Origin of the sequence: Amycolatopsis sp. WAC 04169 (assembly GCF_003947535.1) — a bacterium.
Classification (GTDB): domain Bacteria; phylum Actinomycetota; class Actinomycetes; order Mycobacteriales; family Pseudonocardiaceae; genus Amycolatopsis; species Amycolatopsis keratiniphila.
On sequence record NZ_QHJI01000002.1, the window covers coordinates 553,706 to 568,242 of the forward strand.

At 67.5% G+C, this 14,537-nt stretch carries 12 protein-coding genes and 1 pseudogene; 7 read left to right on the forward strand and 6 right to left on the reverse strand.

What is annotated here, in order from left to right:
• Window positions 1-119: 119 nt before the first annotated feature.
• A complete protein-coding gene (gene dxs, locus DMC61_RS07415) occupies window positions 120-2,024 on the reverse strand; it encodes a 1-deoxy-D-xylulose-5-phosphate synthase (protein ID WP_125687839.1) in 1,905 nt (634 codons plus the stop codon).
• Between the two features lie 216 nt (window positions 2,025-2,240).
• Here dxs and DMC61_RS07420 point away from each other — a divergent pair, with 216 nt between their 5' ends.
• The 5 genes and pseudogenes from DMC61_RS07420 to DMC61_RS41565 all read left to right on the forward strand — a co-directional run.
• On the forward strand, window positions 2,241-3,725 hold the full coding sequence (locus tag DMC61_RS07420; RefSeq protein ID WP_125687841.1) for an aldehyde dehydrogenase family protein: 1,485 nt from the start codon (window positions 2,241-2,243) through the stop codon (window positions 3,723-3,725).
• Window positions 3,726-3,742: 17 nt separating this feature from the next.
• Window positions 3,743-5,254 (forward strand): APC family permease, encoded by a 1,512-nt coding sequence (locus DMC61_RS07425; protein WP_125687843.1) that lies wholly within the window; start codon window positions 3,743-3,745, stop codon window positions 5,252-5,254.
• Complete coding sequence (locus DMC61_RS07430) at window positions 5,251-6,804, forward strand: GMC family oxidoreductase (RefSeq protein ID WP_125687844.1); 1,554 nt, start codon at window positions 5,251-5,253, stop codon at window positions 6,802-6,804. The genes DMC61_RS07425 and DMC61_RS07430 overlap by 4 nt, the downstream gene beginning before the upstream one ends.
• Window positions 6,805-7,036: 232 nt before the next feature.
• Entirely contained in the window at window positions 7,037-7,579 is a 543-nt protein-coding gene (locus DMC61_RS07435) for a DUF1062 domain-containing protein (RefSeq protein WP_125687846.1), read from the forward strand.
• 230 nt (window positions 7,580-7,809) lie between these two features.
• Window positions 7,810-7,956: pseudogene (locus tag DMC61_RS41565) on the forward strand (HNH endonuclease); the annotation flags it as partial.
• Between the two features lie 262 nt (window positions 7,957-8,218).
• Here DMC61_RS41565 and DMC61_RS07445 read toward each other — a convergent pair.
• The 3 genes from DMC61_RS07445 to DMC61_RS07455 form a co-directional block, all read right to left on the reverse strand.
• Complete coding sequence (locus DMC61_RS07445) at window positions 8,219-8,575, reverse strand: hypothetical protein (protein WP_125687848.1); 357 nt, start codon at window positions 8,573-8,575, stop codon at window positions 8,219-8,221.
• Between the two features lie 179 nt (window positions 8,576-8,754).
• Window positions 8,755-9,960 (reverse strand): class I SAM-dependent RNA methyltransferase, encoded by a 1,206-nt coding sequence (locus DMC61_RS07450; RefSeq protein WP_125687850.1) that lies wholly within the window; start codon window positions 9,958-9,960, stop codon window positions 8,755-8,757.
• Window positions 9,957-11,984, reverse strand: coding sequence for an APC family permease (locus DMC61_RS07455; RefSeq protein WP_125687853.1), 2,028 nt, complete (start codon window positions 11,982-11,984; stop codon window positions 9,957-9,959). Before DMC61_RS07455 ends, DMC61_RS07450 begins: the two co-directional genes overlap by 4 nt.
• 97 nt (window positions 11,985-12,081) lie before the next feature.
• Here DMC61_RS07455 and DMC61_RS07460 point away from each other — a divergent pair, with 97 nt between their 5' ends.
• Together DMC61_RS07460 and DMC61_RS07465 are read left to right on the forward strand one after the other, a co-directional pair.
• Window positions 12,082-12,747 (forward strand): TrkA family potassium uptake protein, encoded by a 666-nt coding sequence (locus tag DMC61_RS07460; protein ID WP_016332962.1) that lies wholly within the window; start codon window positions 12,082-12,084, stop codon window positions 12,745-12,747.
• Window positions 12,747-13,403, forward strand: coding sequence for a TrkA family potassium uptake protein (locus tag DMC61_RS07465; protein ID WP_016332961.1), 657 nt, complete (start codon window positions 12,747-12,749; stop codon window positions 13,401-13,403). The genes DMC61_RS07460 and DMC61_RS07465 overlap by 1 nt, the downstream gene beginning before the upstream one ends.
• On the opposite strand, the gene DMC61_RS07470 is transcribed toward DMC61_RS07465, so the two are convergent.
• Window positions 13,400-14,128 carry a DUF3159 domain-containing protein gene (locus tag DMC61_RS07470; protein WP_125687855.1) on the reverse strand — a complete coding sequence of 243 codons (729 nt, stop codon included), beginning with the start codon at window positions 14,126-14,128 and terminating at the stop codon, window positions 13,400-13,402. The genes DMC61_RS07465 and DMC61_RS07470 overlap by 4 nt on opposite strands.
• 9 nt (window positions 14,129-14,137) lie before the next feature.
• Complete coding sequence (locus DMC61_RS07475) at window positions 14,138-14,518, reverse strand: OB-fold nucleic acid binding domain-containing protein (RefSeq protein WP_005164535.1); 381 nt, start codon at window positions 14,516-14,518, stop codon at window positions 14,138-14,140.
• Window positions 14,519-14,537 lie beyond the last annotated feature (19 nt).

Sequence of the window (14,537 nt, forward strand, 5' to 3'; positions counted from 1 at the left end):
AAGGACCTTTCATGGCACTTAGGAGATAGCCGGATCGCCCGCCCGGGCTCGATCAGCGGGTCGTGAGTGGCGACTCGTGTTCTAACCCGAATCGGCACTCACGACCGTCGACGCCAAGCTCAGCGGCGCGTGTCCTCCGGCGCCGGAGTCCGGCTCGACAGGTTCGCCGCCCATTCGGTCACCCGCCGCGCCACATCCTGCGCGGTGAGCCCGACGCGGGCCAGCACCTCCTCGCGCGAACCGTGGTCGTGGAACACCTGCGGCACCGCGAGATCCCGCAGCGGCACGTCGCATTCGGCGTCGCGGAACAGCGCCGCCAGCGCGGAGCCGAAGCCGCCGTGCCGCCCGCTGTCCTCGACGGTCACGACGAGCTTGTGCTGCTCGGCCAGCGCCACCAGCTCGGCGGGGGCCGGGACGACCCAGCGCGGGTCGACCACGGTCACGCCGATGCCCTGGTCGGCCAGCCGGTCCGCGGCGGCGAGCCCGAGCATCGCGAACGCGCCCACCGCGACGAGCAGGACGTCGGCGTCGCCGGCGGGCTTGCGCAGCACGTCCACCGTGCCGACGCGTTCCACGGCGGGCACCGAATCGATCACGCCGCCCTTGGAGAACCGCAGCGCCGTCGGCCCGTCCTCGACCGCGACGGCCTCCCGCAGTTCCTCGCGCAGGGTTCCGGCGTCACGCGGAGCGGCGACCCGCATCCCGGGCACCATGCCCAGCAGCGAGAGGTCCCACATGCCGTGGTGGCTGGGGCCGTCCGGGCCGGTGATGCCCGCGCGGTCCAGTACCAGCGTCACCGGCTGGCGGTGCAGCGCGACGTCCATCAGGACCTGGTCGAACGCCCGGTTCAGGAAGGTCGAGTAGACGGCGACCACGGGGTGCTTGCCGCCCATCGCGAGCCCGGCGGCCGAGGTCACCGCGTGCTGTTCGGCGATGCCGACGTCGTACCAGCGGTCCGGGTACGCCTCGGCGAACTTGTGCAGCCCGGTCGAGCGCAGCATGGCCGCGGTGATCGCGACGACGTCCTCGCGGTCGGCGCCGATCTTGACCATCTCGTCGGCGAAGACCCCGGTCCAGCTCGGGCCCTTGACCGGCGGCAGGCCGGTTTCCGGGTCGATCGGGTCGGTCTGGTGCATCTGGTCGGCCTGGTTGGTGACCGCGGGCTCGTAGCCGTGCCCCTTCTCGGTGACCACGTGCACGATGACCGCGCCGCCGAAGTCGCGGGCGCTCTGGAACGCCTTCTCCAGCGCGGCGAGGTCGTGCCCGTCGACCGGGCCGAGGTACTTGAGGCCGAGGTCGGAGAACATCATCTGCGGGCTCAGCGCGTCCTTGAGACCCGCCTTCGCCGCGTGCAGCGCCGCGTAGATCGGCTTGCCGACGACGGGCGTGTGCCGCAGCAGTTCCTTGCCGCGGTCCAGCACGCGCTCGTAGCCCGGCTTGAGCCGCAGCGACGCGAGGTGGTCCGCGACGCCGCCGATGGTCGGCGAGTACGAGCGGCCGTTGTCGTTGATGACGATGACGACCGGGCGGCGCGGGTTCGCGGCGATGTTGTTGAGCGCCTCCCAGCACATGCCGCCGGTCAGCGCGCCGTCGCCGACGACGGCGATCGCGTGCCTGCCGCCGCCTTCGAGTTCGAACGCCTTCGCCAGACCGTCCACATAGGACAGAGCGGTCGAGGCGTGGCTGTTCTCGACGAGGTCGTGCTCGCTCTCGCAGCGCGCCGGGTAGCCGGTGAGGCCGCCGAGCTGGCGCAGCTTGCCGAAGCCGTCGTGACGGCCGGTGACGATCTTGTGCACGTACGCCTGGTGACCGACGTCCCACACGATCGCGTCGTCCGGCGAGTCGAAGACGCGGTGCAGCGCCATGGTCAGCTCGACCACACCCAGGTTCGGGCCGAGGTGACCACCGGCGAGCCGCACCTTCTCGACGAGGAAGTCCCGGATCTCCGCGGCCAGCTCGCCGAGCTGGTCCTGGTTCATCCGCTTCAAGTCGGCCGGTCCGTGCACGGACTCGAGCAACGTCACTCTCCCACCTCGCCTGGTTCCTCTTCCGCCGTTCCGACCAGTCTACGGAGGTCGCCTGAGAGTCTTCCGTCCGCCGCGTCACGGGTCACATGTCAGAAAATCACCACTCGACACCCGAGGGTGTGAACATGGTCTCTTTTGCCAAGTAGCGGTCACGTCGGGTGGCCGCGATAATCGCTGATCGACGGTTGAGCAGGAGCCGGTTCGGAGGGCTTGATGGCGGACTTTTTCATCGGTGGCGAGTGGGTCGACGCGGTCGGCGGTGGTCGCCGGGAAATCCGCTGCCCCGCCGACGGGTCGCTGGTCGCGGAGGTCGCCGAGGGCACCCGTGAGGACACCGAAGCGGCCATCGCCGCCGCGCGGAAGGCGTTCGACACCGGCCCGTGGCCGCAGACGCCCGCCCCGCAGCGCGGTGACCTGCTGCTGAAGGCCGCCGACCTGCTCGACCGCGACGCCGCCGCCTTCGCCCGCGCCGAATCGCTCGACACCGGGAAACGGCTGGTCGAGAGCGAATACGACATGGCCGACATCGCCGCGTGCCTGCGCTACTTCGGCAAGCTCGCCGCGAACGACGCCGGCCGCGTGGTCGACACCGGCAACCCGGACGCGTTCAGCCGCATCGTGCACGAGCCGGTCGGCGTCTGCGGGCTGATCACGCCGTGGAACTACCCGCTCCTGCAGACCATCTGGAAGGTCGCCCCCGCGCTCGCGGCGGGCAACACGTTCGTCCTCAAGCCCAGCGAACTGACTCCGCACACCTCGATCATGCTGATGAAGCTGCTGACCGAGGCCGGCCTCCCCGGCGGCGTCGCGAACCTCGTGCTCGGCGCCGGCGCCCAGGCCGGAGCACCGCTCTCGGAGCATCCGGACGTCGACCTCGTGTCGTTCACCGGCGGCCTCGCGACCGGCAAGATCATCGCCGCCTCCGCCGCGGCCACCGTCAAGAAGGTCGCGCTGGAACTGGGCGGCAAGAACCCGAACGTCGTGTTCGCCGACTCGGATTTCGACACCGCCGTCGACTACGCGCTGACCGCGGTGTTCCTGCACTCCGGGCAGGTCTGCTCGGCGGGCGCGCGGCTGATCGTCCAGGAGGAGTGGCACGAGAAGTTCGTCGACGAACTCGTCCGCCGCGCCGAACTGATCCGACTGGGTGGACCTTTCGACCCGAAGGCTGAAACCGGCCCGCTGATCTCGGCCGCCCATTTGGAAAAGATCGAACGCTACGTCGCCGCGGCGCTCGAAGAGGGCGCCGTCCTGCGCACCGGCGGCAAACGCCCCGACGATCGCGAGCTCGCGAAGGGGCACTACTACCTGCCGACCATCCTCGACAACGTGAAGCAGGGCAGCAGCGCCGTCGTCGACGAGTCGTTCGGCCCGGTGCTCACCGTCGAGACGTTCACCGACGAGGACGACGCCGTCCGCATCGCCAACGACACCCACTACGGCCTCGCCGGCGCGGTGTTCACCTCGGACGCCTCCCGCGCGCAGCGGGTCGCGAACCGGCTGCGGCACGGCACGATCTGGATCAACGACTTCCACCCGTACCTGCCGCAGGCGGAATGGGGCGGCTACAAGCAGTCCGGCTTCGGGCGCGAACTCGGCCCGACCGGGCTCGCCGAGTACACGGAGGCGAAGCACATCTACCAGAACCTCCGGCCCGCTCCACAGCGCTGGTTCTCCGGGGAGCCCGCGTCCAACTGAAGAGGGGAACATTGCCGATGAGCACTCCTTCCGACGACGGCTTGGCCGGTTTCGGCTACAAACAGGAACTCGAAAGAACGCTCGGCAATTTCCACACCTTCGCCGCCGGGATCAGCTACATCTCGATCCTGACGGGCACCTTCCAGCTGTTCTACTTCGGCTTCAGCTTCGGCGGGCCGGCGTACTGGTGGTCTTGGCCGATGGTGTTCGTCGGCCAGCTGATGGTGGCGCTGTCGTTCGCCGAACTGGCGGCGCACTATCCGGTGGCCGGGTCGATCTACAACTGGTCGAAACGCCTCGGCAGCCCGCACGTCGCCTGGATGGCCGGGTGGATGATGCTCACCGCCTCGATCGTCAGCATCGCCGCCGTCGCGCTGGCGTACCAGATCACGCTCCCCCAGATCTCGTCGTTCTTCTCCTTCTCGGGCGACAGCGCGGTGAACGCGGTCATCCTGGGTACGGCGCTGATCGTGTTCACGACGCTGGTGAACGCCTGGGGCGTCAAGCTGATGGCGCGGATCAACAGCGCCGGGGTGTTCATCGAACTGATCGCCGCGGTGCTGCTGATCATCGCGCTCGCGGTGAACATCACGCGGGGCCCCGAGGTCGTCATGCAGACGAACAACACCGGCGCCGACCAGCCGTGGGGCTATTTCGGGGCGTTCCTGGTCGCGTCGCTCGCGTCGACCTACGTCATGTACGGCTTCGACACCGCCAGCTCGCTCGGCGAGGAATCACACGACCCGCGCAGGAACGCGCCCAAGGCGATCCTGCGCGCGCTGATCGCGTCGTTCGTCATCGGCGGGCTGATCCTGCTGCTGGCGCTGATGGCGGTCGGCGACATCAACAACCCGGAGATCGCCACCGGCGGGCTGCAGTTCATCGTGCTGGACGTCCTCGGCAGCACGATCGGCACGATCTTCCTGCTCGCGGTCGTCGTGGCCATCACGGTGTGCAACCTGGCCGTGCAGTCGGCGTCGATCCGGATGATGTTCGCGATGGGCCGCGACAACAATCTGCCCGCCGGGAAACATCTGGCGAGGGTGTCGCCGAAGACCAAGACGCCGGTGATCCCCGCGATCGTGTCCGGCGTCATCGCGGTGCTGATCCTGGTGGTCAACGTCGGCCAGCCGCAGATTTTCACGGTGATCACCAGTATCGGCATCATCATGATCTACCTGGCGTACCTGCTGGTCACCGTCCCGATGCTGGTCAAGCGGCTGCGCGGGCAGTGGCCGCCGCCGAAAGGGAAAGGCACCCAGTACTTCTCCCTCGGCAAACTGGGGCTGCCGGTCAACATTCTCGGCGTGCTGTGGGGCGGCGCGATCGTGGTGAATCTGGCCTGGCCCCGGCGCGAGGTTTACAACGCGACCGAGCCGTATCACTGGTACCTCGAATGGGGGGCCGTGCTGTTCGTCGGCGCGGTGGCGGTCGTCGGTTTCGCGTATTACTGGTTCGTCCTGCGGCACAAGAGCGGCGTCCTGGCCGATCACGCCGCGGAAGCACATCCCGAGGAGGCAGCACAGTGACCGGAGAGTTCGACTACATCGTCGTCGGCGGCGGGACGGCGGGTTCGGTGGTCGCGGCGAGACTCTCGGAAGACCCGGACGTCACCGTCGCGCTCCTCGAAGCCGGACCGTCCGATGTGGACGATCCGGCGGTGCTGGAACTGACGAAATGGATGGCCCTGCTGGAATCCGGCTACGACTGGGACTACCTGGTGGAGCCGCAGGAATCCGGCAACTCCTTCCTGCGCCACGCCCGCGCGCGGGTCCTCGGTGGCTGCTCGTCGCACAACTCGTGCATCGCGTTCTGGGCACCGGCGGAAGACCTCGACGAATGGTCGTCGCTCGGCCTGCCAGGCTGGGCCGCCAAGGACATCTTCCCGCTGTACAAGCGTCTTGAGACCAACGACGGCCCCGGCGACCACCACGGCCGCTCGGGTCCGGTGACCATCCGCTCCGTGCCGCCGAACGACCCGACCGGTGTCGCGCTGTTGCAGGCGTGCGAGCAGGCGGGGATCCCGAGGACGGAGTTCAACTCGGGCAAGACCGTGACGCACGGGGCGAACTGGTTCCAGATCAACGCGCGCGAGGACGGCACACGGTCGTCGGCCTCGGTGTCGTACCTGCACCCGATCATCGGCAAGCGGCCGAATCTGGAGATCATCACCGGTGCCCGCGTCCGGCGGCTGCTGTTCGACGGCAAACGCTGCACCGGCGCGGAATACCTGGCCGACGACCTGATCCACGGCGTCCCGTTGCGCGCGCGGCGCGAGGTGATTCTCTCGTCGGGCGCGATCGACACGCCGAAGCTTCTGATGCTGTCGGGAATCGGCCCGGCCGAGCATCTGCGCGAGGTCGGCGTCGACGTGCTGGTGGACTCCCCCGGCGTCGGCGAGAACCTGCAGGATCACCCCGAAGGCGTCATCCAGTGGGACGCGCTTCAGCCGATGACGACCGAATCCACGCAGTGGTGGGAGATCGGCATCTTCACCACCACGGAGGAAGGGCTCGACCGGCCGGACCTGATGTTCCACTACGGCTCGGTGCCGTTCGACATGAACACGCTCCGGCAGGGCTATCCCACCACGGAGAACGGCTTCTGCCTGACCCCGAACGTCACCCGGTCGCGGTCTACCGGGACCGTGCGGCTGCGCAGCCGCGACTACCGGGACAAGCCGAAGGTGGACCCGCGGTACTTCACCGACGAGCACGACATGCGCGTGATGACCTACGGGATCAAGCTGGCGCGCAAGATCGCCGAGCAGCCCGCGCTGGACGAATGGGCGGGCACGGAACTGGCGCCCGGCAAGGACGTCAAGACCGACGACGAGATCGCGGACTACCTGCGCAAGACCCACAACACGGTCTATCACCCCTCGTGCACGGCGAAGATGGGCGGCGACGGCGACCCGATGGCCGTGCTGGACGCCCGGCTGCGCGTGCGCGGCGTCGAAGGCCTGCGGGTCGCCGACGGTTCGGCGATGCCGTTCCTGGTCGCGGTGAACCCCTGCATCACGACGATGGCGATCGGTGAGAAGTGCGCGGACATGCTGAAGGAGGACGCGCGCTCCTAGGATTCGCTCGTCCGGCCCCCTGGTTTCGGCCAGGGGGCCTTCTTCTTGCCCGGAAAACCGGTGGAGCGGCCGCCGCCGGGCCATTACCGTGCTGCCGGACCACGTCGCCGAGCCGAAGGCCTGCCGTTGTACACCCTGTGAGACCTCCCGAGCGCTGATTTCGTCGCGCGTCGCGCCTTGCGCGCCGCGCTTCCTTTTGCTGCGGACTTCTCACTGAACGGGTGTACTTCCCATGCTCGAAAACTGGGTGGTCGTTCCCACCTGCCTTCCTGTCGTCCTCCGCCGTTGTCATGCCTGCGGGTCCGGGCGTTTCCGGGCGAACGGCAAATTCCGGGTCAACGCCAACCACAAACTCATCGACGTCTGGCTCCTCGTGTTGTGTACGGGATGCGGGGACACCGCGAAACTCACCATCCTGGAACGGGTGAACGTGCGCTCCGTCCGGCCCGACCTGCTGGAGCGGCTGCACGAGAACGACCTCGGCCTCGCCGCCGAACTGCTCCAGGATCCGGCCGTGCTCCGCCGTAACCACGTCTCCCTTGACTGGAAGGGCGCCTGGCGGCTCGATACCGGTTCCTTGCGCGATGGGGACTTTCGCGATGTCTCGGTTCGTTTCGAAGCTCGGATTCCGCTTCGGCCCGTGCGGCTGATCGCCGAAGGGTGCGGTCTTTCGCGGGGTGAGGTCGAGAGGCTGATCGAGGAGGGGAAGGTGGTATCGGCGGTGCGGTTGCGGGGGAAGGTTTCCGGGGACTTCTCTTTTACGTTGAAGCGCTGATTTTGGGTGTCGTGAGTGGTTAGGACGGTTCTAACCGTCCTAACCACTCACGAGCCCCGGCCTGTTGCGCCAGCTCGCGAAGGCGTTTTCTCGCGCCTACAGCAAGGATGACGGCCTTCGCCACCTTCAGTGTTCCGAAGAGGCTTTCCCAACACGCTGACCTCGCTTCCGCCTCCTCACCACTCACGAGCGTCACGATGCCCGCGACCCGAATCACCCATCAGTGGTAAATGTGCACCTTCCACCACCGGCTCATCCACCACGGTGACTGGCAGGTCCGGATGGCTCCGGAGGGAAGACCGGAATTCGTGCCTCCCCAATACCTCGACCCACTACAGGTGCCACGGCGCAATACCCTCCACCGCGTCGTGACCTGACCCCTGTTTCCGAGGAGCCCGCCGACCGCACCGGCGACGGGCTCCTCGGCATGCCCATGTTCGCTGCCACCTACTGATCGCGTGTCGCGAAAGCGACTATCGCGACACCCACTCAGAGCACAGGCCCCACCAAGCCACCCCGGCGGCGTAGTGAAGGCCTCCTTCCCTACCTTCAGAGTAGGAAAGGAGGCCTTCACTACCCCCTGGGCCGAGCGGGAAGAAATGCAGGTACATTCCAACCCGAAGCGCCCACGCAGACTCCTCAAAGGTAAATGGCCGCCGGAGTTCCCCGATTACCCGTCATCTGGTCCAGCGCCCACGCCCGCCCGAAATCGGCCAGCGCGGGACCCGACCAATAAGCGGGAATGCTGATTCCCTTCCACAAGGGCATCTTCGGCCCGCTCAGAGTTCCGTGGCTGACCTGCACCTGGACCGCGCCTTCCACCCAGGTGAAGACGAAATGCGCATACATGAACATCCACGCCTGCCTGCCCAGCAGATCACGCGCGAGCAGCGGCCCCTCGGAGGGATACGGCGCCGTGTAGATGACTTGCTTCCGGCCACTGCGATAACTGATCTCCTGTGCCGTGACACCAGGAGGAAGAATTGGGGGCTCCACTCGGTCAGTCCTCCACAATGGTGATCGTGCCGTGCCCGTCGCAGCCAGAACAACCTTTTCCATCACAGTCGCCACAGACAGAGGTAAGATAGTTCATGATGCGAGCAAGTTAACGAGCACGACAACACCCGGACAAGCCGAACGAAGCCATTCCATTCCGACGGATTACAAATCCCGAATCATTGCAGCAACGCAACGCATTCGACGTGGTGCGTCATCGGGAAAGCGTCGAAAGCGCGCAGATCCACCAGCCCGTATCCGTGCTCCTTGAACAGCGCGATGTCGCGCGCCAAGGCGGCCGGGTCGCACGCCACGTAGACGATCCGGTCGGGAGATCCCTCCACAATGGACTCCACGACCGCCTTGCCCGCGCCCTTGCGCGGCGGGTCGAGGACGACGACGTCCACCGGTTTGGGGGCGTCGGCCAGCAGGTGCTCGACGCGGCCGGAGCGCCAGCGGACCTGCGGGAGGTCGGCGAGGTTCTCCTCACCGTCGGCGACGGCACGCCTGCCGGATTCGACGGCCAGGACCCGTCCGCGCGGGCCGACCTGCGAAGCGAGCACGGACGCGAAGAGGCCGACGCCGGCGTACAGGTCCCAGGCCACGCCGTCGCGCGGCGCCTCGGCCCATTCCGCGACGACGGCGGCGAGCGCGTCCGCGGCGGCCGGGTGGACCTGCCAGAAGCCGTGGGCGTCCAGGCGCCAGTCTCGGCCGGCGGCGTGCTGCACGGCGATACCACCGGCCAGCTGCCGCGAGCGGGTCTTCCCGTGGACCGTCGAAAGGTCGCGAAGGTGCACTTGCCCCTCGCCGTCCTTGGTGACCTCGATTTCGCTGCCGGGCCGCCAGTTGCGCGACACGACGTCGTCGAGCGCGCCGGGGACGGTGATCGGGCAGTCGTCGATCGCGATCACGCGATGACTGTGGTGCGCCCGGAAGCCCGCCTTGCCGTCCTTGCCCGCGACGAGCCGCACCCGGCTGCGCCAGTCCAGCGGGCCACCGTCGAGCGCTTCGACGACGACGTCGCGCTCGATCCCGGCGAGCCGCTTCAGCTGCTCCATGACCACGGCGGCCTTGAGTTCACGCTGATGCCCGGGCGTGGCGTGCTGCCAGTCGCAGCCGCCGCACGCCCCCGGCGCCGCGAGCGGGCACGGCGGCTCGACGCGTTCGGGCGATGCCTGCAGGATCTCGATCGCGTCGGCGCGGCAGAACGAGCCGCCCTTGTCCTCGGTGATCGAGGCCAGGACCCGCTCGCCGGGCAGCGCGTGCCGGACGAACACGACCCGGCCCTCCGTCCGCGCGACGCAGTGCCCGCCGTGCGCGACCGCGCCGACCTCCAGCTCGATCGTCCGTCCGAGCCAGGTGCCGGTCGACGCGTCCACACTCATTCTGCCTTGTCCTTAGTTTTCTCGGGTTGCTTGACCACCGGGGTGAATCCCCGGCGCACGTCACCGGCCGCCGGGCGAGCCTTCCGGTCGCGTTTGATCGCCTTTTCCGACGATTCGAGCTGCCACGGCACGCTGGTCACCATGACGCCGGGCTGGAACAGGAGACGTCCCTTCAGCCGCAGCGCGCTCTGGTTGTGCAGCACCTGCTCCCACCAGTGCCCGACCACGTACTCGGGGATGAACACGGTCACCACGTTGCGCGGATTGTCGCCGCGGACGCGCTTCACGTAGTCCAGCACCGGTTTCGTGATCTCGCGATACGGCGATTCGATCACCTTCAGCGGCACCTTGAAATTGTGGTCGTCCCATTCCTGGACGAGTTTGCGGGTCTCGACGTCGTCGACGTTCACCGTCACGGCTTCGAGGACGTCCGGCCGCACCGCCTTGGCGTAGGAGACCGCGCGCAGGGTCGGCAGGTGCAGTTTCGAAATCAGCACGATCGCGTGGTTGCGCGAAGGCAATACGGCCGGTTTCCGGTCCATTTCGCGCAATTCCTCGGCGACCCGGTCGTAATGCTTCCGGATCGCGGTCATCAGCACGTAGATCGCCACCATCGCCGCGATCGCGATCCAGGCGCCGAGGAGGAACTTCGTCACCAGCACGATGATCAGCACGGTGCCGGTCATGGTGAGGCCGATCGCGTTGACCGTCTGCGAACGCCGCATCCGCCGCCGCACCGCCGGATCGGTCTCCCTGGCCAGCAGCCGGTTCCAGTGCCGGATCATGCCCGCCTGGCTCACCGTGAACGAGACGAACACGCCCACGATGTAGAGCTGGATGAGCTTGGTGACCTCGGCGTCGAACGCGATGATCAGCACCAGCGCGAACGCCGCGAGGAACAGGATGCCGTTGGAGAAGGCCAGCCGGTCGCCGCGGGTGTGCAGTTGCCGCGGCAGGTAACGGTCCTGCGCGAGGATCGAGCCGAGCACCGGGAAACCGTTGAACGCGGTGTTCGCGGCCAGCAGCAGGATGATGCCGGTGGCGAAGGAGATGTAGTAGAACGCGGGGGTGAAGTCGGCGAACACCGCCTGCGCGATCTGCGCGACGATCGTCTTCTGCTCGTAGCCCGCCGGAGTGCCGGTGAGCTGCGTTTCCGGGTGCTCGGCGAATTTGACGTCGGTGATGATCGCCAGCGTGATGATGCCGACCAGCATCGTCACCGCGAGCACGCCCATCATCAGCAGGGTGGTCGCGGCGTTCTTCGATTTCGGCTTCTGGAACGCCGGGACACCGTTGCTGATCGCCTCGACCCCGGTCAGCGCCGCCGCACCGGAGGAGAACGTGCGCAACAACAGGAAGAAGAACGCGAAACCGGTCAAAGAGGCTTCTTCGTGCAACTGGAAGTCCGCGCTTTCGGCGCGCATGTCGGCGCCGGAGGCCGCCTCGATCAGGCCCCAGATCACCATGCCGAGGATGCCGATGATGAAACCGTAGGTCGGGATGGCGAACGCTTTGCCCGATTCGCGAACTCCGCGCAGATTCAGCGCGGTCAGCACGACCACGATGACGACCGCGGCGATCACCTTGTGCTGCGCCACCCACGGAATGGCGGACCCGATGTTCGCCACCCCGGACGACGTCGACACCGCGACGGTGAGCACGTAGTCGACCAGCAGCGCGCTGGCCACGGTGAGGCCGAATTTGCCGCCCAGGTTGGTGTTCGCGACTTCGTAGTCGCCGCCACCACTGGGATAGGCGTGCACGTTCTGCCGATAGGACGCCACCACGACCAGCATGACGAGCGCGACGGCGACGCCGATCCACGGCGCGAACGCGTACGCCGACAAACCGGCGACGCTGAGGGTGAGAAAGATTTCCTCAGGCGCGTAGGCGACGCTCGACAACGCGTCGGACGCGAAAATCGGCAGCGCGATGCGCTTCGGCAGCAGCGTATGCGAGAGGCGGTCACTCCGGAATGGACGTCCGAGGACGAGCCGCTTCAATACGGTCGGGAACTTCGACACCGCAGAAGCGTAACGGGCGGTGCTCACGGTAGGTTCGGCGCTGGTATGTCTGGGTACCTGCGGACGGGTGAACGTCCGACGACTAAGGAGGCAGGGCGTGCACGTGGTGATCATGGGATGCGGCCGGGTAGGCGCATCCCTGGCCGCGGCGCTGGAGCGACTGGGGCACGAAGTCGCCATCATCGACAAGACCCAGCAGGCGTTCCGGCGGCTCGGCAGTGATTTCCACGGTCAGCAGGTGGTCGGCGTCGGCTTCGACCGGCAGGTGCTGATCGAGGCCGGGATCGAACGCGCGGGGGCTTTCGCGGCGGTGTCCAGCGGTGACAACTCCAACATCATCTCGGCGCGGGTGGCCAGGGAGAACTTCGGCATCGACAAGGTCGTCGCCAGGATCTACGACCACAAGCGCGCGGCGGTCTACGAACGGCTCGGCATCCCGACCGTGGCGACCGTGCCCTGGACGACCGACCGGTTCCTGCGCACCCTGCTCCCCGACGGCGTCGCCTCGGAGTGGCGCGACCCGTCGGGCAGTGTGGCGCTGCTGCAGCTGCCGCTCAACGAGGGCTGGGTCGGGCACAGCGTGCGTGACCTGCAGGACACCACCGGCGCGCGGGTCGCGTTCATCATGCGGTTCGGCACCGCCGTCCTGCCCGACACCAAGGCCGTGATCCAGGCGGACGACGTCGTGTACGTCGCCGCGAAATCAGGCACTGTCAGCGACGTGACCAGCGTCGCCGCTCGCGAACCGGAAGAGGAGAACTGATGCGGGTCGCGATTGCCGGGGCCGGCGCGGTCGGCCGGTCGATCGCCGCGGAGCTGATCGACGGGCGCCACCAGGTGATGCTCATCGAACGCGAGGCCGACCAGTTCGAGCCGCACACCGTCGAGCAGGCGGACTGGGTGCTGGGCGACGCGTGCGAGGTCTCGATCCTCGAGGAGTCCGGGATCGAGGAGTGCGACGTCGTGATCGCCGCGACGGGTGACGACAAGGCGAACCTCGTGGTGTCGCTGCTCGCGAAGACCGAGTTCGCGGTGCGCCGGGTGGTGGCGCGGGTCAACAACCCGGCCAACGAATGGCTGTTCAACGACGCCTGGGGCGTCGACGTCGCCGTCTCGACCCCGCGGATGCTCGCGGCGATGGTCGAGGAGGCGGTGAGCGTCGGTGATCTGGTGCGGCTGATGACGTTCCGGCAGAGCCAGGCGAACCTCGTCGAACTCACCCTCCCGGAGGAGACGCCGCTCGCGGGCAAGGCGGTCAGCGAGATCAACCTGCCGCGTGACGCGGCGCTGGTGACGATCCTGCGCGGCGACCGGGTGATCGTGCCGCAGCCGGAAGACCCGCTGGAGCCGGGCGACGAGCTGCTGTTCGTGGCGACGTCGGACGTCGAGCCGGAGATCCGGACCGCGCTGGGTTACTAATTGTCGACGGCGGGCGCCTGCGCGTACTTCGCGCGCAGGCGGGCCTCGATCTCTTCGTCGGTCTCTTCGCGCGGGGCCGCCTCGGCCTGCGCCTTGAGGTGCTTGTCCGACCGCCGCACCGCCCAGACGACGGTGAGCAGGCCGAGCGCGTACAGCGGGTAACCCATCGCGATCTTCGCGAAGGCCAGCCAGCCGGTGTAGTCCTCGTCGTAGAGCCAGCGCTGCACGACGAACCGGGCACCGAAGATCAGCGCCATGGCGGCGGTCGCGATCGAATACGAGATCAGCGACTTCTTGTCCTTGCGCCAGGCGTGCCCGCTGCCGTTGAGCGCGTTCCACACCACGCCGGCGAGCGGCCAGCGGATGACGATCGACAGCACGAAGACGCCGCAGTAGACCAGGCTGGTCCAGATGCCGAACAGGAAGAAGCCCTTGGCCGAACCGGTCCGGTAGGCGATGAACGCCGCGATCGCGACGCCGAAGAACCCGGAGATCGCCGGTTGCAGCGGCTCCTTGCGGACGATGCGCAGCACGGTGATCGCCACCGCGCTGCCCACCGCGGCCCAGATCCCCACCGTGAGCCCGAAGATCGCGTTCGCGATCACGAACACGATGACCGGCAGCGAGGAATAGAACAGCCCGGACAGCCCACCCATCTGTTCCAGCAAGGTGGGCTGGGGCTTCTTGTCTTCGGTCTTCTCTTCGCCGCCGACGGGTTCAGTCACGATGCGGGATCAACTCACAGGGCTCTGAAGTTCGTAATAGGGGTTGTAAAGCACCTTCTGACCATCACGTTCGGCCATCCGGCCGCGCACCTTGATGGTTCGCCCGGGTTCGATCCCGGGGATCCGGCGGCGTCCGAGCCAGATTAGCGTCACACCCTGTGTGCCGTCGAACAGCTCGGCCTGCAGTGTCGCCGCCTCGTTGGTCGGGCAGAGCTCCACACTGCGGAGTCTCCCGAGCACCGTCACCTCTTGACCCGACCGGCAGTCGCAGGCGCGCTGCGCTCCGCCGGCCTCGGATTTTTCGGACAGATCGTCGGCGTCGAGATCCTCGACGTCGCTGGTCAGCTTGCGGACCAGCCGGCTGAAGTAGCCGCCGTCTTTGGCGGGCATAACGGTGCTCCTGTGCTCC

Bases quoted from the DNA above. Each gene is read 5' to 3' on its own strand.
- DMC61_RS07435 (WP_125687846.1), top strand. From the start codon at position 7,037: ATGCTCGAAAACTGGGTGGTCGTTCCCACCTGCCTTCCTGTCGTCCTC.
- DMC61_RS07465 (WP_016332961.1), top strand. From the start codon at position 12,747: ATGCGGGTCGCGATTGCCGGGGCCGGCGCGGTCGGCCGGTCGATCGCC.
- DMC61_RS07450 (WP_125687850.1), bottom strand. From the start codon at position 9,960: ATGAGTGTGGACGCGTCGACCGGCACCTGGCTCGGACGGACGATCGAG.
- DMC61_RS07475 (WP_005164535.1), bottom strand. From the start codon at position 14,518: ATGCCCGCCAAAGACGGCGGCTACTTCAGCCGGCTGGTCCGCAAGCTG.
- DMC61_RS07425 (WP_125687843.1), top strand. From the start codon at position 3,743: ATGAGCACTCCTTCCGACGACGGCTTGGCCGGTTTCGGCTACAAACAG.
- DMC61_RS07420 (WP_125687841.1), top strand. From the start codon at position 2,241: ATGGCGGACTTTTTCATCGGTGGCGAGTGGGTCGACGCGGTCGGCGGT.